Raw genomic sequence first — 19366 nt, 5'->3', positions numbered from 1 at the left:
GTGCTAAATTTTAGGATGGATCCCCGCCTTCGCGAGGATGACGATCTTATAAAAATTGCAAATTAAAATTAATAAATGCGTATTTTTAAAAAGTGAGGATAATTCAGGAACAAGTCGCGGAACGTTGGGAATATATTGATGAGCTGTCAACACACCCTGGTGATTTTTCTATAAATTAATGTTGATTATCACATTCTGAGAAGTTCTGATTACGATTCATCTTGAACTCTAAGCGTGAGTGTTAGTACACTAGACTTTTAGCCTTATGTAGATATCATGAATCTAAATACTATTGCGTCATTGCTTTCTCAAACCTGTTCGATTAACACTGAAGTTACTGGTGTTTGTATCGATAGCCGCACCATTCAGCCAGGAAATCTTTTTGTTGCCATTAAAGGGGATAACTTTGATGGGCATGACTTCATCAAGGAAGTTGAAGCAAAGGGAGCTATTGCTGCGGTGGTTAATCGAGCCATTCCGGGTGTGCAAATACCTCAGTTTGTTGTAGATGATCCTGTTTTGGCTCTGGCCAAAATTGCAGAAGCGCATCGACAAAAACTTCATTGTCCAGTCATTGCATTAACTGGCTCAAATGGAAAAACTACAGTAAAAGAAATGATAGCCGCTATTTTACCTCCTCCTTCACATGCAACTAAAGGCAATTTAAATAATCATATCGGTGCCCCTTTAAGTGTGTTGCAGTTAAATCATCAACATCGGTACGCTGTTTTTGAATTGGGAGCAAATCATCCCGGAGAAATTGCTCATACGGTGGCAATTGTTCATCCTGATGTAACTTTGATTAATAATATTGCCCCTGCTCATGTTGAGGGATTTGGCTCTATTGATGGTGTTGCTCGTGCTAAAGGGGAGATACATCAAGGTGTATCAGTTCATGGAACTGTTGTTATCAATGATGATGATGCCTATTCCCATTTCTGGGATAATTTGATTGCTGATAAAAGAGTATTAAGATTTTCAGCCGATCATCCAGCAGATGTTTATGCGCAGGATGTACGTTTGGACACACATGGACGAGGTCATTTTTCTTTAGTATTGCCTAATGCCAGGACTGACATCGAATTGCAAGTGCCCGGTCTACATAATGTCAAAAATGCCTTGGCTGCTGCAACCTGTTGTTATGCTGTTGGTATTTCAATTCAGGACATTCAAAAAGGTTTAAACCAGTTTAGTGGGGTAAAAGGGCGAATGACCGTATTACCCGGAAAAAACAAATCAACGATTATTGATGATACTTATAATGCGAATTTACGCTCCGTGTTAACTGCTTTGGAAGTATTGGCGATGCGGCCAGGAAAAAGGATATTTGTATTTGGAGATATGGGTGAATTAGGTGATTGGGCGACACAACACCATCAGGAAGTTGGATTAGCTGCGAACCAATTAGGGATTGATCAATTGTTGAGTTGTGGAACACATAGCCTGTTAGCCTCACAGGCATTTGGCGATAGAGGACAACATTTTTCCAATCAGGAAGAACTGGTTCAAAGTTTGCTCGAGGAGCTTTCAGATAATACAACTGTATTAGTAAAAGGATCCCGCTCTAGCGCTATGGAAAAAATTGTGCATAAACTGCTTAATTGATTCGATTTGAATGTGATATGCTTGGTCGCTTTTTGCCCCACTCAGGGTTTGTTTTTAACAGTAGTGTAAAAAAGCACAACCCTAATTATTAACATGAGGAAAAATTATGCTCTATTGGCTAACGCAGCTATTTCAAGGACAGTATCATGCGTTAAGAGTTTTTCAATACCTGACTTTCAGATCCATATTAGCTTCTTTAACGGCATTAATGGTCGGTCTATTGTGCGGTCCCTTGATGATTAACTGGTTGCGTGGGTTGCAGATTGGCCAAATGGTGCGTAATGATGGCCCTCAATCGCATTTATCTAAAGCAGGTACGCCTACTATGGGTGGGGTATTGATATTATTGGCTGTTACAGTCAGTTGTCTGCTTTGGTGTGATTTAAGACAATCCAGTTTGTGGTTGGTATTGTTGGTAACTCTGGGTAATGGTGTAGTTGGTTGGGTTGATGATTATCGTAAGCTGGTACTAAAAAACAGTAAAGGTCTGCCGGGTCGCTGGAAATATTTTTGGCAGTCCGTTATTGCGGTGATTGCAGTATTTTATTTATATATGAATGCCAATTTGCCAGTGAACACCCAATTGATTTTGCCATTTTTTAAAACAGTGACCTTGGATCTGGGTATTTTATTTCCAATTCTTGCTTATTTTGTTATTGTAGGTAGTAGCAATGCAGTAAATTTAACGGATGGATTGGATGGATTGGCAATTATGCCTATAGTTATGGTAGCGGGCGCCTTGGGTGTTTTTGCATACGCTTCCAGTAATTCGGTGTATTCCAATTATTTGGCTATTCCGTTTGTACCCAATACAGGTGAGTTAACCATTTTTTGCTCGTCAATTGTCGGAGCAGGTTTAGGATTTCTTTGGTATAACAGTTATCCCGCACAGGTATTTATGGGGGATGTCGGTTCACTGGCTTTAGGCGCAGCATTGGGCATAGTGGCTGTAGTCGTAAGGCAGGAACTTGTGTTATTAATAATGGGTGGATTATTTGTTATTGAAACAATCTCGGTTATTTTGCAGGTGGGGTATTTTAAAATGTCTCACGGTAAACGATTGTTTCGCATGGCTCCGTTACATCATCATTTTGAATTAAAAGGTTGGTCGGAACCTAAAGTCATAGTCAGATTTTGGATTATTACTGTTGTATTTGTGTTATGCGGTTTGGCTACATTAAAACTACGATAGGCAAGGTGCATTCATGAATCATACTTTATATTTAGTCGCAGGCTTAGGCAAAACAGGATTATCTATAGCACGGTACCTGCATAGGAAGAATAAATCCTTTATAGTATATGATACTCGAAAAGAGGCTCCTGGACTGGCTGAATTTAAAGCAGAATTTCCTCATGTTCCTGTTTATCTTCAATCGCTACCTGAGGAACAATTAAGCCAATTAACGGATATTATTACCAGTCCTGGATTATCTCTTGATACACCTTTTATAAAACAGGCGATACAATCAGGCGTAAACGTTTATGGTGATATTGAATGTTTGGCTAAAGAGATTAATACACCAGTAATAGCGATTACAGGAACAAATGGCAAGTCTACAGTGACTACCCTGGTAGGCGATATGGCGAAGGCTGCTGGCTTCCGTGTTGCTGTCGCAGGTAACATTGGTACCCCCGTTCTGGATATGCTGGTTGATGAGCATCAGTATGATTTATGGGTTCTGGAATTATCCAGTTTTCAGCTGGATCTGACTTATTCTTTATCTCCTGTCGCGGCAACAATTCTTAACGTAACTCCTGATCATTTAGACAGACATCACACTATGGAGGCCTATACACAGGCCAAACAACGTATATATCATCGAGCTAAAACAGCCATTGTAAATCGTCAGGATGAGGCGACTATCCCCAATGAGACATCGAATCCAGGTATACACCGTGTATCTTTTGGCAGTGATGTTCCTACCCGGGAGAATTGGGGTTTAATTTCCAAAGATGAAACCATTTATCTGGCAAAAGGAAGTGAATGTCTCGTGTCCGTAGACTCCTTATTGATCAAAGGAGTACATAATTGGCTCAATGCGCTTGCAGCATGTGCTCTGGCTGAAGCAGCCGGAGTTCCAGAACAACACATTCTTCAGGTTTTAAAAACATTTGCAGGGTTACCTCATCGCTGTCAATGGGTGAGATCTCTGGATGGTGTAGAGTGGATAAACGATTCAAAAGGAACAAATGTAGGTGCAACAATCTCTGCCATTAATGGAATAGGGGGGGCTATGCAAGGTAAAATTGTTCTTATCGCTGGGGGGCAAGGCAAAGGCGCTGATTTTAACGATTTGACAAAACCAATTGCGGATTTTGTTCGTTCTATAGTGCTCATTGGTGAGGATGCTGACAAAATGGAAGCTGCTCTTGCTCATGTTGTGCCTGTAGTTCGCGCGTCCTCGCTTGATAATGCTGTGGTATTGGCGAAGACCTGTGCAAAACCAGGCGATGTTGTTTTGTTATCGCCAGCCTGCGCGAGTCTGGATATGTTTCGTGATTTTAATCATAGGGGGGATGTATTTGCTTCCTCCGTTAATGGATTGTAGGCAGAATGCGACCGAGACATTTAAATCAAAGAGGTAAACCCGTAAGTAAACCAATATCACTTTATGATAAGTGGTTGATTGGTGCTGTTTTTGGTTTATTAATTATTGGCTTGATGATGGTCGCTTCCAGCTCGGTGATGATCTCGACAAAATACTTCCAGCAACCCTTTCATTTTTTAATTCGTCAGGCCTGTTATTTATTTTTTGGCCTAATGTTGGCATTGGTTGTGGTACGAACTGACAGCAGTTTTTGGGAAAAAATAAGCATGCCCATGTTGATCATCTGTTTGGTCATGTTGCTTGTTGTATTGGTTCCTGGGATCGGGAGAACCGTGAATGGGAGCAGGCGTTGGCTTGCTTTTGGACCCATAGGCATTCAAGTGTCGGAAATGGCAAAATTAACCATGATTTTTTATCTGGCCGGCTATTTGGTACGGCAGCAGGAAGCGGTTAGTGGAAGTATTTTCGGCTTTATCAAGCCAATGGTAATTCTGGGCGTTGTTTCATTTTTATTGCTGCTGGAACCGGATTTTGGAGCTACTGTTGTTATCTCAGGAACGGTAATGGCCATGCTTTTCCTGGCGGGAGTGAAATTAAGGTATTATATTGGTTTAATGATTGTAGTGATCGGCGCTCTTGCGCTTCTTGCCATTTCATCACCGTATCGTGTCGCCAGGTTAACTGCCTTTCTGGATCCTTGGGCTGATCAGTATAACAGCGGATATCAGCTCACTCAGTCGTTGATCGCGTTTGGTCGTGGCGGCTGGTTTGGTTCAGGTCTGGGGGAAAGCATTCAAAAGCTGATGTATTTACCTGAAGCACATACTGATTTTTTATTTGCTGTACTTGCTGAAGAATTGGGTTTGTTTGGAATTTTAGTAGTAATGCTATTGTATAGTATACTTGTATTTAGGGGACTTAATATCGCATATACAGCCCATGTCCAAGATCGCCTTTTTGCTTCATATACAGCATACGGTCTGACTTTTTGGTTGGCCTTGCAGGCTGCAATCAATATGGGAGTAAATGCGGGTTTGTTGCCTACAAAAGGGCTAACTCTGCCATTACTTAGTTATGGTGGTGCCAGTATGGTGATTAATTGTGTGGTTGTCGCATTGTTATTGCGTATAGACCATGAAAATCGTTGGCAGTCTCTTGGATTGAGAACGCAAACGGCATAAGGGGGAATTGTGAATAATTCAGGACCATTTTTATCTACAAGGATGGGGCGTGTAGAACAAATTCATTTTGTTGGTATTGGTGGCGTTGGCATGTGCGGTATTGCTGAAGTGTTGCATAATCAAGGTTATCGTATCACGGGTTCTGATATTGGTGAAAGCAGCACGGTACAGCGTTTAAAATCATTGGGTATACAGGTTCATATAGGCCATAGAGTTGAGAATATTCAGGGTGCTGATGTTGTAGTGCGTTCTTCGGCAGTTGATATGAATAATCCGGAGATTATTGCCGCACGTGAATTAATGATCCCCGTTATTCCAAGAGCAGCAATGCTGGCTGAGTTAATGCGATTCAGACATGGGATTGCTATTGCGGGTACTCACGGAAAAACCACGACTACAAGTCTGGTCAGTAGCCTTCTTGCTGAAGGGGGACTCGATCCCAGTTTTGTTATCGGTGGAAAATTAAACAGCTGTGGCAGCAACGCGCAACTGGGTAAATCCGCTTATTTTGTAGTTGAGGCAGATGAAAGCGACGCTTCATTTTTATTTTTAAAACCTATGATGGCTGTGGTTACCAACATAGATGCTGATCATATGGATACCTATGAGGATGATTTTGATAAATTAAGAACCACATTCCTTGAATTTTTACACCATTTACCTTTTTATGGTCTGGCTGTGGTGTGCATTGAAGATGAAGAAATTCAAAAAATTCTTCCGGCAATCCAAAGACCTACTCTAACTTATGGATTTAAAGAGGAGGCTCATTATCGCGCTGTGAACTGGACACAAAATGAAATGCTCAGTCAGTTCACTGTGATTCGACCAGCCCCTTATTCGCAATTATCGATTGAGTTTCAGTATCCTGGTCGTCATAATGTGTTGAATGCCCTGGCTGCGATTGCAATTGCAACAGAGCTGGGTGTCGATGATGATTCCATTATTCGTGGTCTGAAAAAATTTCAGGGTGTAGGACGACGATTTCAAATGCTGGGTGAAAGACAGTTTGAACACGGCTCTGCTATAGTCGTTGATGATTATGGACATCATCCACAAGAAATATTATCTACTATCGATGCGTTCAGACGTGTTTGGCCAGATAAACGTTTGGTGCATGTATTTCAACCGCACCGTTATACCCGAACACAATCTTTATATAATCAATTTATAGATGTTTTAAGTCTTTCTGACGAGCTGTTTTTATTTGATATCTATGCTGCGGGTGAGAAAGCTATTCCAGGTATTTCAAGTGAGGGATTAGCCAAGGGAATCAGGGATAACGACAGAAGAGTGACCATGGTTACTGAACAGTCTCTAAAAGAAAAACTGGATGAATTTATTAAGGACGGCGATGTTATTTTGATGCAGGGGGCTGGAAATATTGGCCAAATGGCAGTAAACCTGATGAAAAAAGGGTGAGAATTAACATGAGCATAATGGAAAAGGATTGTGGTCTTGCTGCTGAATGTCAGGGTACATTGCTGTTTAATGAGCCGTTGGCTGATTATACAACCTGGCGTGTGGGCGGGCCTGCAACTCGACTTTATAAGCCAGCTCATCTGGCTGATTTAGTTGTATTCCTTCGTCAGCTTCCCAAGAATGAACCCTTGTTATGGTTGGGCTTAGGTTCTAACTCTTTAATACGTGATAAAGGTTTTTCAGGTACAGTAGTAGTTACTCAGGGCTGTTTAAAAGAAATTAGCCTGTTAAATGAGGATACTGTCCGAGTTGAAGCGGGCGTGTCCTGCGCCAGTATGGCACGGTTTACTGCACGCAATAATCTTTCCGGCGGAGAATTCTGGGCTGGTATTCCAGGTACCATGGGCGGTGCTTTGAGAATGAATGCGGGCTGTCATGGTGGCGAAACATGGCAATCAGTAATCGAGGTTCAAACAATTAACCGCCATGGTGAGATTAGAGTAAGAAAACCAGAAGAATTTGAAGTCGCTTACAGACATGTGGCTGGATTGGACAATGAGTGGTTTATTTCCGCTACTTTTAAATTGTCCCCGGGTAACAAAGAGACTTCGCTACAGGTCATAAAAGATTTGTTGGCACATCGCACCAATACTCAACCAACAAATGAATACAATTGTGGTTCAGTATTTAGAAATCCCCCTGGAAATTATGCTGCGCGGCTTATCGAATCATGTGGCTTGAAAGGATTTCAGATAGGAGGAGCAGTTGTCTCTCAGAAGCATGCCAATTTTATTATCAATCATGAGGGAACTGCATCTGCTGCAGATATTGAAGCATTGATTCATTTGGTGCAAACTAAAGTTAAAGAGCAAACAACTATAGAGTTGATGCACGAAGTACATATTATTGGAGACTGTTAATGTCTAAGCTTATCAACCTTGTTTTGCTTTATGGTGGAAAATCAGGTGAGCATGAAGTGTCATTAATTTCAGCATCATCGGTTCTCAGGCATTTGAATTCTGAGAAATATCATATTATTCCAATAGCAATGGATAAAAATGGCCAGTTTCATTTGCACACTTATGCCGATTTACTGAACTATAAAGAAAAACTCCCCGTAATAACAGAACATTCTAAACCGTTAGATAGTCTGGTAAGTAATGGTCGCCTGGCCGTTGAAGCCGATGTGGTTTTTCCTGTAGTACATGGTCCATTATACGAAGACGGCAGTTTGCAAGGTTTGCTCGAGCTGGCGGGAGTTGCCTATGTTGGCTGTGATGTATTGCCTTCAGCCATTGGTATGGATAAGGATATGGCAAGACGAGTAGCATGTATTAATGGCCTTCATTCTGCTCAGTATAAATTATTATCATGGCATACCACTTCGGCTGAAAGACAGCAATTTTGTAGCGAAGTTTCCGCGGAGTTTGGCTGGCCCTTATTTGTAAAACCCTGCTCATTAGGATCCAGTGTGGGTATTCATAAAGCCAAAAATATGGCTGAATTGGTTGCCGCTGTAGATGATGCCTTACGCTATGACGAGGAAATCCTGGTTGAGGAATACATTCAGGGTCGAGAAATTGAATTGGCGGTATTAGAAAATATCAAACCTTCTGCCACGCCACGAGTCAGTGTTGTGGGAGAAATTCGGGTGAATCATCCCGATGGCTTTTATTCTTATACTGCGAAATATCTGGAAAGTGGTCAGACCGATTTAATTATTCCAGCGCTATTAAATAATAAATTGGACGAACGATTAAAACAGGCTGCCGCTGAGATTTTTTCCAGATTAAAATGCAAAGGAATGGCGAGAGTTGATTTTTTTGTGAATGATAAAACAGAAGAAATTTATTTTAATGAAATCAATACATTGCCTGGTTTTACTTCAATAAGTATGTATCCAAAATTGTGGCAAGCAAGTGGTTTGACTTACCCTGATCTGCTTGATGAACTGATTCAAATTGCAATGACACACCAAAACTGTCGACAACATTTAGTGACCAATTACCTGTGAAAGAGAACATCAAGATAAAGGATGTTGATTCCGATGGGCTGCGATATGTCGGCCTGTTGGGGTTATTGATTGTAAGCGCCGTGCTGTTAGCCGGGCGCCTGGGCTATTTATATCTTGCTGATGCAGATCGTTTCCCAATTACTACGATTAAAGTAGCTGCCAGTTATGAACATGTGAGTCATAAAGAATTGGAAGGCGTGTTGGCAAAACATTTAAGCGCCAGTTTTTTTGCTTTGCCGGTGAGCCGATTACAAAACGAGCTTAATGCAATAAACTGGATTGACAGTGCCTATGTAGAAAGAGTCTGGCCTGATACTATAAAAATAAAACTTGTGGAAAAGAATCCGGTTGCCATTTGGGGAAATGCCTTGATGACTGAGGATGGCACCTTGTTTAATGAAGGCGATGTTCCAGCTGATTTAAACATTCCAAAACTAAAAGGACCGACAGGTCAACAATTAGACGTCTTACAAGTTTACGAAAAATTGAGTAAGATATTATCATCCTATGGTTTAAATGCTTCTGGATTGAGCTTAAGAGACAATCAGGCCTGGGTATTAATACTGGGTAATGGCGTAAAAATATACTTGGGAAAGAAAGAGTTAGAGGCGCGATTGCTGCGTTTTTGTAAAGCATATCCTGCAGTATTTGCTGAAAAAGCAGATCAGTTGGCAAGCGTGGATTTACGTTATCCGCGTGGTATGGCAGTGCAGTGGAAACAACAAACGGGACGATAATGGCTAAAAAAATAGAAAAAAATATTATCACTGGATTGGATATTGGCACTTCAAAAATAATTGCCTTAATTGGTGAAGTGACTTCCGATGGAGCGATTGAAATAATTGGAATTGGCCGTCATCCTTCTCGCGGTTTAAAACGTGGAGTCGTCGTTGACATAGAAGCCACAGTTAATTCCATACAGCGTGCAGTGCAGGAAGCTGAATTAATGGCTGGCTGTGAAGTCAGAACTGTTTATGCAGGGATCGCTGGTAGTCATATACGCAGTTTGAATTCTCACGGAATTGTTGCTATTCGGGATCAGGAAGTATCTCAGGCTGATGTCGAACGGGTTATTGATGCAGCCAAGGCTGTGGCCATACCTGCAGATCAAAAAATTCTACATATACTGCCTCAGGAATTCATAATTGATCATCAAGGAAGTATTCGTGAACCTATAGGCATGGCTGGTGTCCGACTTGAGTCTCGAGTGCATATTGTCACAGGATCGGTCAGCGCCGCCCAGAATATAGTAAAATGCGTACGTCGATGTGGACTGGAAGTGAACGACATCATTCTGGAGCAATTGGCATCCAGTCATGCAGTACTCACTGAAGATGAGAAAGATCTGGGTGTCTGTTTGATTGATATTGGTGGGGGTACTACTGATATTGCCATATTCTGTGAAGGTGCAATTCAGCATACATCAGTAATACCTATCGCAGGAGATCAGGTGACTAATGATATTGCCATGGCCTTACGAACACCAACCAAGGCTGCTGAAGCAATTAAATTGAGTCACGCTTGTGCTTTACCTGAATTGGCTAATTCAAACCAAATGCTTGAAGTTGCAAGTGTCAATGAACGACCTGGGCGAAAAATATCAGCCAAGGCACTAGCTGATGTAGTTTCAGCTCGATATGAAGAATTATTTTCTTTGGTTCGCAATGAATTAAAACGCAGTGGTTTTGAAGACAGAATGGCTGCAGGAATTGTACTGACCGGTGGGGCTTCTAATGTTAGAGGTGCTACTGAACTTGCGGAACTTTGTTTTGAAATGCCAGTTCGAAAAGGATGTGCGCATCATGTTTCAGGGTTGGCAGAAGCTACCGAAAATCCATCTTTTGCTACCGGTGTTGGCTTGTTACTTCATGGCTTCCAACAGCAATATGAAGGAGGATATAATGTGCCGGCATTGAATGATAATACCAAGGGAATTTGGTCACGAATGAAAGAATGGTTTCAAGGTAATTTTTAATTAATTAAAAAATTATTAAATAAACGTTTAAAGAATACTTACAAAGATTAAGTACATGATTAGGGGTTGCATCATAATGCAACATACACAAAACTGTTTTAAAGTGATAAGCAGAAAAAAAGCAGCACACTAGGGGAGCGGGGTTATGTTTGAATTAATGGAAAGCAGCCATCAAGATAATAATGCTGTGATAAAAGTTGTAGGTGTTGGCGGTGGCGGCGGTAACGCTGTGGAACATATGGTTGCTGAAAATATAGACGGTGTAGAGTTTATTTGTGCTAATACAGACGCTCAAGCATTGAAAGGCTCCAATGCAAAAATTCATATTCAATTAGGCGACGAACTGACTAAAGGCTTGGGTGCTGGAGCTAACCCGCAAATAGGCCGTGAAGCTGCGGAAGAAGATAGAGATCATATACGAGAAATATTAAGTGGCGCTGATATGGTATTTATTACAGCAGGCATGGGAGGCGGGACCGGAACAGGAGCCGCTCCAGTATTTGCCGAGATTGCCAAAGAATTGGGAATTTTGACTGTTGCTGTGGTAACCAAACCATTTTCATTTGAAGGGAAACAACGTGCTCTTGCAGCTGAAGACGGAATTCGTCGTTTGGCAGAGCATGTCGATTCATTGATCACGATTCCTAACAATAAATTATTAAGTGTTTTAGGCAAAAATATCAGTTTGCTGAATGCGTTTAAAGCGGCAAACAACGTATTGCTTGGTGCCGTAAAAGGTATCTCTGACTTAATCACTCGTCCCGGTTTAATCAACGTGGATTTCGCTGACGTGCGAACTGTAATGTCTGAAATGGGCATGGCCATGATGGGAACTGGAAGTGCCGTTGGCGAGCAAAGAGCAAGACAGGCAGCTGAGGCTGCAATTGCTTCTCCATTATTGGAAGATGTGAATTTTTCTGGAGCACGAGGAATACTGGTCAACATTACTGCCGGTCTTGATATGTCTATAGGAGAGTTTGAAGAAGTTGGCGACGTGGTTAAAGAATTTATTTCTGATGATGCGACCGTAGTAGTAGGTACAGTAATTGATCCTGAAATGACCGATGAAATGCGGGTTACTGTGATCGTTACTGGTTTGGGCGATATGAGACAACGTCATCAACAGCCACAACAACAAGGCCAACGAGCACGATTAATGGAATCCACCCGAAGTGATGGTTCCCTTGATTATCATCAATTGGATAGACCTGCCGTAATTCGTAAACAAGCTCAGAGTGCCGCTGTATCTACATCTTCTGCAAAACAAAAAAGTTCTGTAAGTGACAGTGTTCCGGATGTTGATTATCTGGATATACCTGCCTTCCTTCGTCGTCAGGAAGAGGAAGCCTAGTTGATCGATCACACAAGTGTTTTTTGAACGATTGGGAATCTGGAACAGAGCACAACCTTGTGTAGGTTGTGTATTTTAAGGTTGTGATCGTTTGAATGACACTTGAGTGGGGTTGTTCAATCAAGTGATTTGTTCTTGATTAAGGATTTTGATTTTAGATTAGAAACACCTTCGGACGCGCGAAGAGGTTGAGCTTTTTTTGTAAATCCTGATAACTTTATCAGGAATAAAATAGTTGTATACTGTTTAATTATAGAAAAAAATTAGACTAATCAATAAATTGTTGCTAAGATCAAGAGGTTTTTGCGCGCAAAATAAATAAAGAAGAAAGGTGAGCACTGAATGATAAAACAAAGAACTCCTAAAAAGGTAATCCAGGCTACTGGCGTTGGGTTGCATTCCGGTGAGAAAGTGCTTTTAACCTTAAGACCCGCTCCTGTTAATACAGGGATAGTTTTTAGAAGAGTGGATCTGTCACCAGTCGTTGAAATTCCAGCATCCTACGAATATGTCGGGGATACCATGCTCTGTACTACGTTACATCATGGAAGCGTTAAAATTGCAACTGTGGAACATCTTCTGTCTGCTTTGGCTGGTTTAGGTATTGATAATGCCTATATTGATGTTAATGCGCCCGAGCTGCCCATTATGGATGGCAGCGCAGCACCGTTTGTTTTTCTAATTCAATCTGCTGGCATAAAAGAGCAAAATGCTGCCAAGAAGTATATCCGTATTCTTAAGCCCATTCGTGTTGAAGACAATGGTAAATACGTGCAGTTCCTGCCACACAAAGGGTATAAGGTTTCCTTTACAATTGATTTTGATCATCCCGTATTTAATGACAAGCCACAGACCGTCTGTTTTGATTTTTCCGGCACTTCCTACGTTAAAGAAGTATGCCGAGCCAGGACTTTTGGTTTCCTTTCCGATTATGAAAAATTAAGGGAATGTGATTTAGCTAAAGGCGGTAGTTTGGATAATGCTATCGTTGTTGATAATTACCGTGTCCTTAATGAAGATGGATTACGTTTTGAGTCTGAATTCGTGACTCATAAAGTTCTGGATGCAATCGGTGACTTATATCTGTTGGGTTCCAGTTTAATTGGTGCATTTGAAGGGTATAAATCAGGCCACGAACTGAATAACAGACTATTACGTGAATTAATGGTCAGGCAAGATGCTTGGGAATATACCTATTTTGATGCAGAAAATTATTTGCCATCAATGCAATCTGAATATTATCCTGTCGAAGCCTAATACAAGATAAAGTGTACCATCAGGTTAATTTTTAGCTTTTTTTGGAATAAAGGCTGAGAAATTATGATGGTACGATTTATTAATCAGTTCTTCCCCGCAGTAAAGGTGTTCCATTAGGGTCATAAGATGGTTCTCATTAAATTAGTACTTTAAAAGATACGCATAAATCTCAATACTATTGAATTAATTGGTTGTATTCTATTAATTAGTAAAATACTCTCGATATAAAGGCAAAGGAGTCGCACGATGAAATTCAAAATAGGATTAATTGCTCTTCCACTGATTTATAGTTCAGCAGTTTGTTCCGCAGATGCAGATATTACCACGAAACAACGTAATGCTCTGCGTCTGCAATGGATCGATTCTAAAGTCTTACCAGGTCAAGATTACTACTCTTACGCCAATGGAAGCTGGCAAAAAAATAATCCTATTCCTGCTGAATATGCTTCTTGGGACAGTTTTAATATTCTTAATGAACACATTCAGGATATTATTCATCAGATGCTCATCAAGGCTTCCCAAAATACCCACGTCAAACCGGGCAGTATCGAACAAAAAGTAGGGGATTTTTATTTTAGTGGTATGGATGAGGATACCATCAATAAAGTAGGTATTGCTCCAATTCAATCCGAATTTGCTCAAATTGAGGCAATAAACACTCTTGAAGATCTACAAAAGGAACTGGTTCATTTACATCAAATTGGTGTTGATGCTTTATTTGGTTTTGGCAGTATGCAGGATTATAAAAACAGTACGTTGATGATAGGGGCTGCCGTTCAGAGTGGCCTAGGTTTGCCTGAACGAGATTATTATTTAAGCGACAATCCAAAATTTAAAAAAATTCGTGACGCTTATGTAAACCATCTTGACAAGATGTTTCAGTTACTTGGCGACAGCCCGGATAAAGCGGCCAAGGAAGCAAAAATTGTAATGGATATCGAAACCAAACTCGCCAAAATTTCCATGCCTATAATAGAACGTCGTGATCCCAAAGCTGTATATCATATTATGACTCTAAATGAACTGGAGCAAATTACTCCTGATTTTTCATGGCAATTCTACCTAAAGGCTATAGGCCAGGGGCAACTTACCAGTATTAATTTAGCCATGCCTGAATTTTTTAAGGGAATGAATAACTTATTAAAAACCATCAGTCTGGATGAGTGGAAAATTTATTTGCGCTGGCATTTGATTGACGCTTTTGCTTCCTACTTGTCTAAGCCTTTTATTGAGCAGAATTTTAAAATGGTTAGCGCTCTTACAGGAATTGAAAAAATATTACCTCGCTGGAAAAGGGTAGTGAGTACTGAAAATGGAGCTCTTGGTTTTGCAATTGGTAAAATGTATGTAGAACAGTATTTTCCTCCCAAGGCTAAAGAGCAGGTTGAAGAAATCCTGAAGAACATTCGCGGCGTTTTGCGGCAAGATTTAAGTTCCTTGAGTTGGATGTCACCTGAAACTCGAAAAGAAGCGTTAAAGAAACTCGATTTAATGCAGGAGCGGATTGGTTATCCTACAAAGTGGTGGGATTATTCCAAACTTAAAGTGGATAGAGGACCTTATGTTTTAAACGTAATACGAGCTAATGAATTTTTAATCAATAGAGATCTGGATAAAATTGGTAAGCCCATAGATAAATCCGAATGGGAGATGACACCACAAACGATCAATGCCTATTATGATGTTTCCATGAACAACATCAATATGCCAGCCGGGATATTGCAAGCTCCTTTCTTTGACCCTGATGCACCTGCAGCAGTGAATTATGGGGCTATAGGATTTGTTATGGGGCATGAAATTACCCATGGTTTTGATGATCAGGGGGCACAATTTGATGGTTATGGAAATCTGAATAATTGGTGGAAGCCCGAAGATTTGACCAAATTTAAAAAAGCGACTCAATGTATTGCAGATCAATTTTCCAACTATAAGGTTGATGGTACTCTGCACGTACAGGGTAAATTGGTTGTTGGTGAAGCTGCTGCAGATTTAGGTGGTCTGATTTTAGCTTATAAAGCATTTTTACAATCAAATGATTATAAAAATGCTAAAACCATTGATGGTGTTACTCCCTCTCAGCAATTTTTCCTGGGCGCAGCACATGTTTGGGCAAAAAATATTAGACCGCAACAATTACAGAACCAGATAACAACTGATCCTCATCCGCCAGCTCAATATCGAGTTAATGGAAGTTTTGCCAATATGCCTCAATTTCAAGAAGCTTATAAACTTCCGGACAACAGCGCTATGGTGAATAAAAACAGATGTGTTATTTGGTAAATGAGTAGGAGCAGGCAAAATTTACTTTAGATAATTCAGTCTGGTCTAATGATAGTAGTTTTTTTCATTATCAGTAATCGCACACGTACCGCGGCATGTCCGCGGTATCTAGTGTCTTTTGGATGGCGCGGACATGCCGCGCCAGGAAGGGGTTGTAGAACCATTTTATACAGATCCTGGTGTTAGCGAATGGTATGCGAACAGCAGTATAAAATGTTAACCATAGGGAGATATTATGTGTCGACTCGTTGCATATTTGGGACGTTCAACTTTATTGGAAAATGTATTAGTCACACCTAAAAACTCAATAATAATGCAGAGCCTTCATGCCCGTGAAACCAATTTGCGAACTAATGGTGATGGTTTTGGTGTCGGTTGGTATGCTCCAGAAGTCAGTTCTGATCCTGCTTTATTTACCTCTGTTTTTCCTGCCTGGAATGATAGAAATTTGTTGAATTTAACCGCCAAAATTCAATCTCCTTGTTTTTTTGCCCATGTCCGCTCTGCCAGTGCTGGTGGAGTTACCAATTTTAATTGCCATCCCTTCGTTTATGGCGACTGGATGTTAATGCACAACGGTGAAATTAATGATTTTATCGATGTCAAACGGCACATACGGCATTTATTGGATGATGATATTTATCACTGGGTAAAAGGTGATACGGATTCCGAGCATTTATTTGGTTTATTTTTGCAACTTGCCAAAGGACGAGATTTAAGTCAAATCACTGTTGTTGCAGATGTTTTGCAAGAAACGATACTTAGAATCGAGGATGTAATAAGAGAGTTCGGACATACTGGTGTTTCTTATTATAATGTATGTCTTACCGATGGAAAGAGAATAGTCGCAACACGATATACCAGTCATAAAAAAACGAAACCTTTGACATTACATTATCTGGTTGGATATGTTTTAGCGACTCATGGATTATGGATAAAGGAAGAGGGAAAACCTGCTTATATTGTCGTATCCTCTGAAAAACTGAATGATTTGGCCGATGGATGGGAAGATGTGCCCGCGCAGCATATGTTGCTAATTGATGAAAATAAAAACATTCAATTGCGTCCTTTCTAAACAATAGGATAAACTATCAATCCTTATTCATTTATTGAGATGATTATGACTAAAGAAGAAATGATTTGCCGAATTATTCGTTTTGTTACCAAGAAGCCTAGTGCTAAAAAAACTTGTTGCAGATAATGAATTTCAAGCTCGACGAACTGAAAACCTATAAAAATCAAAAAATTATCACACAGTTCTGTTACCATCATCCCGAATTTTCTTTGGATGATGGTCGATGTATATTTGAAGATTTATTATCCTGGATGTGGTTAAACAATCAGCGATCTAAAATGGGCAAAAAAACGTATCTTTTTGGTCCTTTATTGATTTTAGATGAGATGTGGCATACGTTTATTTTGCATACACGGGATTATATTGATTTTTCAATGCATTATTTTGGTGAATATGTTCATCACGACGTGGAACCAATCGGTTTTGAGCATATCCTGGAAGAGGATGAATTAACTGATTTTTTGCAGGATTGTTTTGATTACCTCGATCACGATTGGGTGGCACGACGATTTTCAAACGCTTTAACACATGAATCATGATAATCAGATGTCGTGTTTTCAAACGACATTACTTTTATTTTATTCATCAGGATTGCCGGCAATTAAAACATCATTTAAAAATCTGATTATCGATTAGAGTGTGTTGACAATTCACCAAAATATTCCCAACGTCCCTCGACGTCGAAATCATAATTGTCAACATACCCTAGTTACAGACCTAATTTACGGTCGTACTTACACTCATGAAGAACTGATGAAGTTCCTTGGTCAGATTACACTATAAAATTCCTTCAGTATGCGAGACGCACATAAGGCCGTAATGTGTTGTGTATCCAGATAGGGAATGAATTCACTTATATCCATTCCGACGAAGGTGAACTGTTCTCTTAAATAATGGATGAGGTAAAGAAGCTGATTTAAATTAGGGCCTCCTGGGTATGGACTTTCTACTGCCGGTGCGCAGGATGGATCCAATCCATCAAGATCAATGGAAAAGTAGAGATAGTTCAGATGTTTGAATTGTGCGACAATTTTCTGACCTAGTTCTATTATATGGGTATTATTAAACTCACTTCCTTTAATGATGCCAATTTCTGGTTGATAACGGCATAGTGCTCTAGCTTCACTAGATGTAAATTGTCGAATACCCGTCAGCATAATCTGTTGCGGTTTCAACGACGGTAATAAAAATCCATGATGTAAAATAGAGCTGTAGGATAATCTGCTCTGTTCTTCGCAATCAGGATGAGCATCCAGATACACAACACCGTATTGTCCGGGCATCACGTGATCTAAAGCCTTTAAAGCCGCATATTTTATTGTATGATCACCACCAAGGCAGATGGGTATTTGTTTATTTTCCAGGCATTGACTAAAGAACGATGAAACGAGTTCTATTTCTTCTTCCATGCTGTGATGGTTGATAGGTAAGTTTCCGGCATCAAATAATTGTGCTCCTGATTTAAAATTTTCTGGAAGGGAATATAAAGTGTTGTCCACCTGTCTAATAAAATCAGCAGAGAATAGCTCCCGTTCGGATGGTTTGGAAAAGGTTGGTGCCGTACCTGCCTTCTGAGTATTGGCACCGAATAAAATACACTGTGCACCGGGATCCTGAGCTTCAGCATAAATTAGTTTGTTCATATACGACTCCTTACATAGGGTATAAAAAATGATTATGTTTAGGTTTCTATTGTACCCAGGAACTAAAAACAAATATAATTCATTAATTTTATTATTTGATGAATTAAATTGATTTTACTTGATCCCCAATTAATCGCCTTTGAAGCAATTATTAAAGAAGGTACGGTGCATGCCGCTGCCGCTGTATTAAATTTAACTCAAACCGCAATAACCCAACGGTTGCGCATGTTAGAGCAAAAGATGAGGACGACTTTATTTATTAGAAGTCGACGCGGTATGCTGCTTACAGCAGAAGGTAAGGAATTACATCGTTTTTGCCAACAGGTACTGGCAATGGGAGGGGAATTGCTGGCTAATATTCATGGTTCAGGAGTTACCTCAATTGCTCGAGTCAAAATTGCTGGTCCAGCCAGTATTATGCGTTCACGAATAGTACCTCAATGTACGGCGGTAATGAAAAAATTCCCCAATTTGTTCATGTCGTATCAAATTGATGATTCACCTGATTTAAGCCAAAAACTTAAATCAGGTGACAGTGATTTGGTTCTGTTAAAACCAGAACATATTTCACCAGAAATGACGCATAAAATACTCGCAGAAGAACAATATTTATTGGTATGTTCTTCCAAATGGAAGCACCGAACTTTAAATGACATTATCAGGACGGAACACATAATTGATTTTGATACATCAGATGACATGACGTTTACTTATTTAAAAGAATTTGATTTGCTTGAAGAAATTCAAACGGAACGTCATTTTATCAACAATACTGAAAGTATCGCTCAATTATTTATCGCAGGTTTTGGTTATGGAGTTTTAACTAAAGAATTCGCAGATCCTTATTTAAAATCCGGTGAGCTCCATGTATTAAACGAGAATAAAATTTATGCGAATTCAGTCGCTTTGGCATGGTATCCACGTACAGAACCCCCCAGTTATTTTACTAGTTTGATAAACAGTATTCAGTAAATCGTTTTTCATGTACATTACGGCCAATTGCTATGGCTCTATTCA

General features: G+C 40.1%; 16 protein-coding genes. 15 read left to right on the top strand and 1 reads right to left on the bottom strand.

Translation table 11 applies throughout. The features are described from left to right. The first annotated feature begins 276 nt into the window (after positions 1-276). The 14 genes from Lqua_RS14515 (at position 277) to Lqua_RS14450 (ending at position 17245) form a co-directional block, all read left to right on the top strand. On the top strand, positions 277-1605 hold the full coding sequence (locus Lqua_RS14515; RefSeq protein ID WP_058475003.1) for a UDP-N-acetylmuramoyl-tripeptide--D-alanyl-D-alanine ligase: 1329 nt from the start codon (positions 277-279) through the stop codon (positions 1603-1605). Between the two features lie 106 nt (positions 1606-1711). Further along, positions 1712-2797 carry a phospho-N-acetylmuramoyl-pentapeptide-transferase gene (gene mraY / locus Lqua_RS14510; protein WP_058475002.1) on the top strand — a complete coding sequence of 362 codons (1086 nt, stop codon included), beginning with the start codon at positions 1712-1714 and terminating at the stop codon, positions 2795-2797. Between the two features lie 13 nt (positions 2798-2810). After that, a complete protein-coding gene (gene murD / locus Lqua_RS14505) occupies positions 2811-4154 on the top strand; it encodes a UDP-N-acetylmuramoyl-L-alanine--D-glutamate ligase (RefSeq protein WP_058475001.1) in 1344 nt (447 codons plus the stop codon). A 5-nt stretch (positions 4155-4159) separates the two neighbouring features. Continuing rightward, entirely contained in the window at positions 4160-5335 is a 1176-nt protein-coding gene (gene ftsW, locus Lqua_RS14500; RefSeq protein ID WP_058475000.1) for a putative lipid II flippase FtsW, read from the top strand. A 9-nt stretch (positions 5336-5344) separates the two neighbouring features. Next, positions 5345-6754: a UDP-N-acetylmuramate--L-alanine ligase gene (gene murC, locus Lqua_RS14495; protein ID WP_058474999.1), complete on the top strand. Its 1410-nt coding sequence runs from the start codon at positions 5345-5347 to the stop codon at positions 6752-6754. An 8-nt stretch (positions 6755-6762) separates the two neighbouring features. After that, the gene (gene murB / locus Lqua_RS14490) at positions 6763-7674 is read left to right on the top strand and encodes a UDP-N-acetylmuramate dehydrogenase (RefSeq protein WP_058474998.1); all 912 of its coding nucleotides are present in this window, start codon (positions 6763-6765) and stop codon (positions 7672-7674) included. Then, complete coding sequence (locus tag Lqua_RS14485; protein WP_058474997.1) at positions 7674-8768, top strand: D-alanine--D-alanine ligase family protein; 1095 nt, start codon at positions 7674-7676, stop codon at positions 8766-8768. The genes murB and Lqua_RS14485 overlap by 1 nt, the downstream gene beginning before the upstream one ends. Then, complete coding sequence (locus tag Lqua_RS14480) at positions 8765-9505, top strand: cell division protein FtsQ/DivIB (RefSeq protein ID WP_083501353.1); 741 nt, start codon at positions 8765-8767, stop codon at positions 9503-9505. Before Lqua_RS14485 ends, Lqua_RS14480 begins: the two co-directional genes overlap by 4 nt. Next, positions 9505-10743 carry a cell division protein FtsA gene (gene ftsA / locus Lqua_RS14475; RefSeq protein WP_058474996.1) on the top strand — a complete coding sequence of 413 codons (1239 nt, stop codon included), beginning with the start codon at positions 9505-9507 and terminating at the stop codon, positions 10741-10743. Before Lqua_RS14480 ends, ftsA begins: the two co-directional genes overlap by 1 nt. A 145-nt stretch (positions 10744-10888) precedes the next feature. Continuing rightward, positions 10889-12094: a cell division protein FtsZ gene (gene ftsZ, locus Lqua_RS14470; RefSeq protein WP_058474995.1), complete on the top strand. Its 1206-nt coding sequence runs from the start codon at positions 10889-10891 to the stop codon at positions 12092-12094. A gap of 342 nt (positions 12095-12436) precedes the next feature. Further along, positions 12437-13351, top strand: coding sequence for a UDP-3-O-acyl-N-acetylglucosamine deacetylase (gene lpxC / locus Lqua_RS14465; protein WP_058474994.1), 915 nt, complete (start codon positions 12437-12439; stop codon positions 13349-13351). A 246-nt stretch (positions 13352-13597) separates the two neighbouring features. Continuing rightward, a complete protein-coding gene (locus tag Lqua_RS14460; protein ID WP_058474993.1) occupies positions 13598-15631 on the top strand; it encodes a M13 family metallopeptidase in 2034 nt (677 codons plus the stop codon). A 235-nt stretch (positions 15632-15866) separates the two neighbouring features. Continuing rightward, complete coding sequence (locus tag Lqua_RS14455) at positions 15867-16706, top strand: class II glutamine amidotransferase (protein ID WP_058474992.1); 840 nt, start codon at positions 15867-15869, stop codon at positions 16704-16706. Between the two features lie 125 nt (positions 16707-16831). Continuing rightward, the gene (locus Lqua_RS14450) at positions 16832-17245 is read left to right on the top strand and encodes a glycine-rich domain-containing protein (protein WP_058474991.1); all 414 of its coding nucleotides are present in this window, start codon (positions 16832-16834) and stop codon (positions 17243-17245) included. Positions 17246-17473: 228 nt separating this feature from the next. Here the strand turns inward: Lqua_RS14450 and Lqua_RS14445 are convergent, their stop codons facing one another. Continuing rightward, the gene (locus Lqua_RS14445; protein ID WP_058474990.1) at positions 17474-18349 is read right to left on the bottom strand and encodes an arginase family protein; all 876 of its coding nucleotides are present in this window, start codon (positions 18347-18349) and stop codon (positions 17474-17476) included. Between the two features lie 108 nt (positions 18350-18457). Here Lqua_RS14445 and Lqua_RS14440 point away from each other — a divergent pair, with 108 nt between their 5' ends. After that, positions 18458-19321: a LysR family transcriptional regulator gene (locus Lqua_RS14440; protein WP_058474989.1), complete on the top strand. Its 864-nt coding sequence runs from the start codon at positions 18458-18460 to the stop codon at positions 19319-19321. Positions 19322-19366 lie beyond the last annotated feature (45 nt).

Origin of the sequence: Legionella quateirensis (assembly GCF_001467955.1) — a bacterium.
GTDB classification, from domain to species: Bacteria; Pseudomonadota; Gammaproteobacteria; order Legionellales; family Legionellaceae; genus Legionella; species Legionella quateirensis.
The sequence above is the reverse complement of the archived record's forward strand: the minus strand, read 5'-3'. Positions and strand labels throughout refer to the sequence as shown.

What these genes read in the sequence shown, in the direction of transcription:
- mraY (WP_058475002.1), top strand. Translation starts at nt 1,712, where the DNA reads ATGCTCTATTGGCTAACGCAGCTATTTCAAGGACAGTATCATGCGTTA.
- Lqua_RS14460 (WP_058474993.1), top strand. Translation starts at nt 13,598, where the DNA reads ATGAAATTCAAAATAGGATTAATTGCTCTTCCACTGATTTATAGTTCA.
- Lqua_RS14455 (WP_058474992.1), top strand. Translation starts at nt 15,867, where the DNA reads ATGTGTCGACTCGTTGCATATTTGGGACGTTCAACTTTATTGGAAAAT.
- ftsA (WP_058474996.1), top strand. Translation starts at nt 9,505, where the DNA reads ATGGCTAAAAAAATAGAAAAAAATATTATCACTGGATTGGATATTGGC.
- Lqua_RS14485 (WP_058474997.1), top strand. Translation starts at nt 7,674, where the DNA reads ATGTCTAAGCTTATCAACCTTGTTTTGCTTTATGGTGGAAAATCAGGT.
- Lqua_RS14515 (WP_058475003.1), top strand. Translation starts at nt 277, where the DNA reads ATGAATCTAAATACTATTGCGTCATTGCTTTCTCAAACCTGTTCGATT.
- murD (WP_058475001.1), top strand. Translation starts at nt 2,811, where the DNA reads ATGAATCATACTTTATATTTAGTCGCAGGCTTAGGCAAAACAGGATTA.
- ftsZ (WP_058474995.1), top strand. Translation starts at nt 10,889, where the DNA reads ATGTTTGAATTAATGGAAAGCAGCCATCAAGATAATAATGCTGTGATA.
- murB (WP_058474998.1), top strand. Translation starts at nt 6,763, where the DNA reads ATGAGCATAATGGAAAAGGATTGTGGTCTTGCTGCTGAATGTCAGGGT.
- lpxC (WP_058474994.1), top strand. Translation starts at nt 12,437, where the DNA reads ATGATAAAACAAAGAACTCCTAAAAAGGTAATCCAGGCTACTGGCGTT.
- Lqua_RS14445 (WP_058474990.1), bottom strand. Translation starts at nt 18,349, where the DNA reads ATGAACAAACTAATTTATGCTGAAGCTCAGGATCCCGGTGCACAGTGT.
- Lqua_RS14450 (WP_058474991.1), top strand. Translation starts at nt 16,832, where the DNA reads ATGAATTTCAAGCTCGACGAACTGAAAACCTATAAAAATCAAAAAATT.
- ftsW (WP_058475000.1), top strand. Translation starts at nt 4,160, where the DNA reads ATGCGACCGAGACATTTAAATCAAAGAGGTAAACCCGTAAGTAAACCA.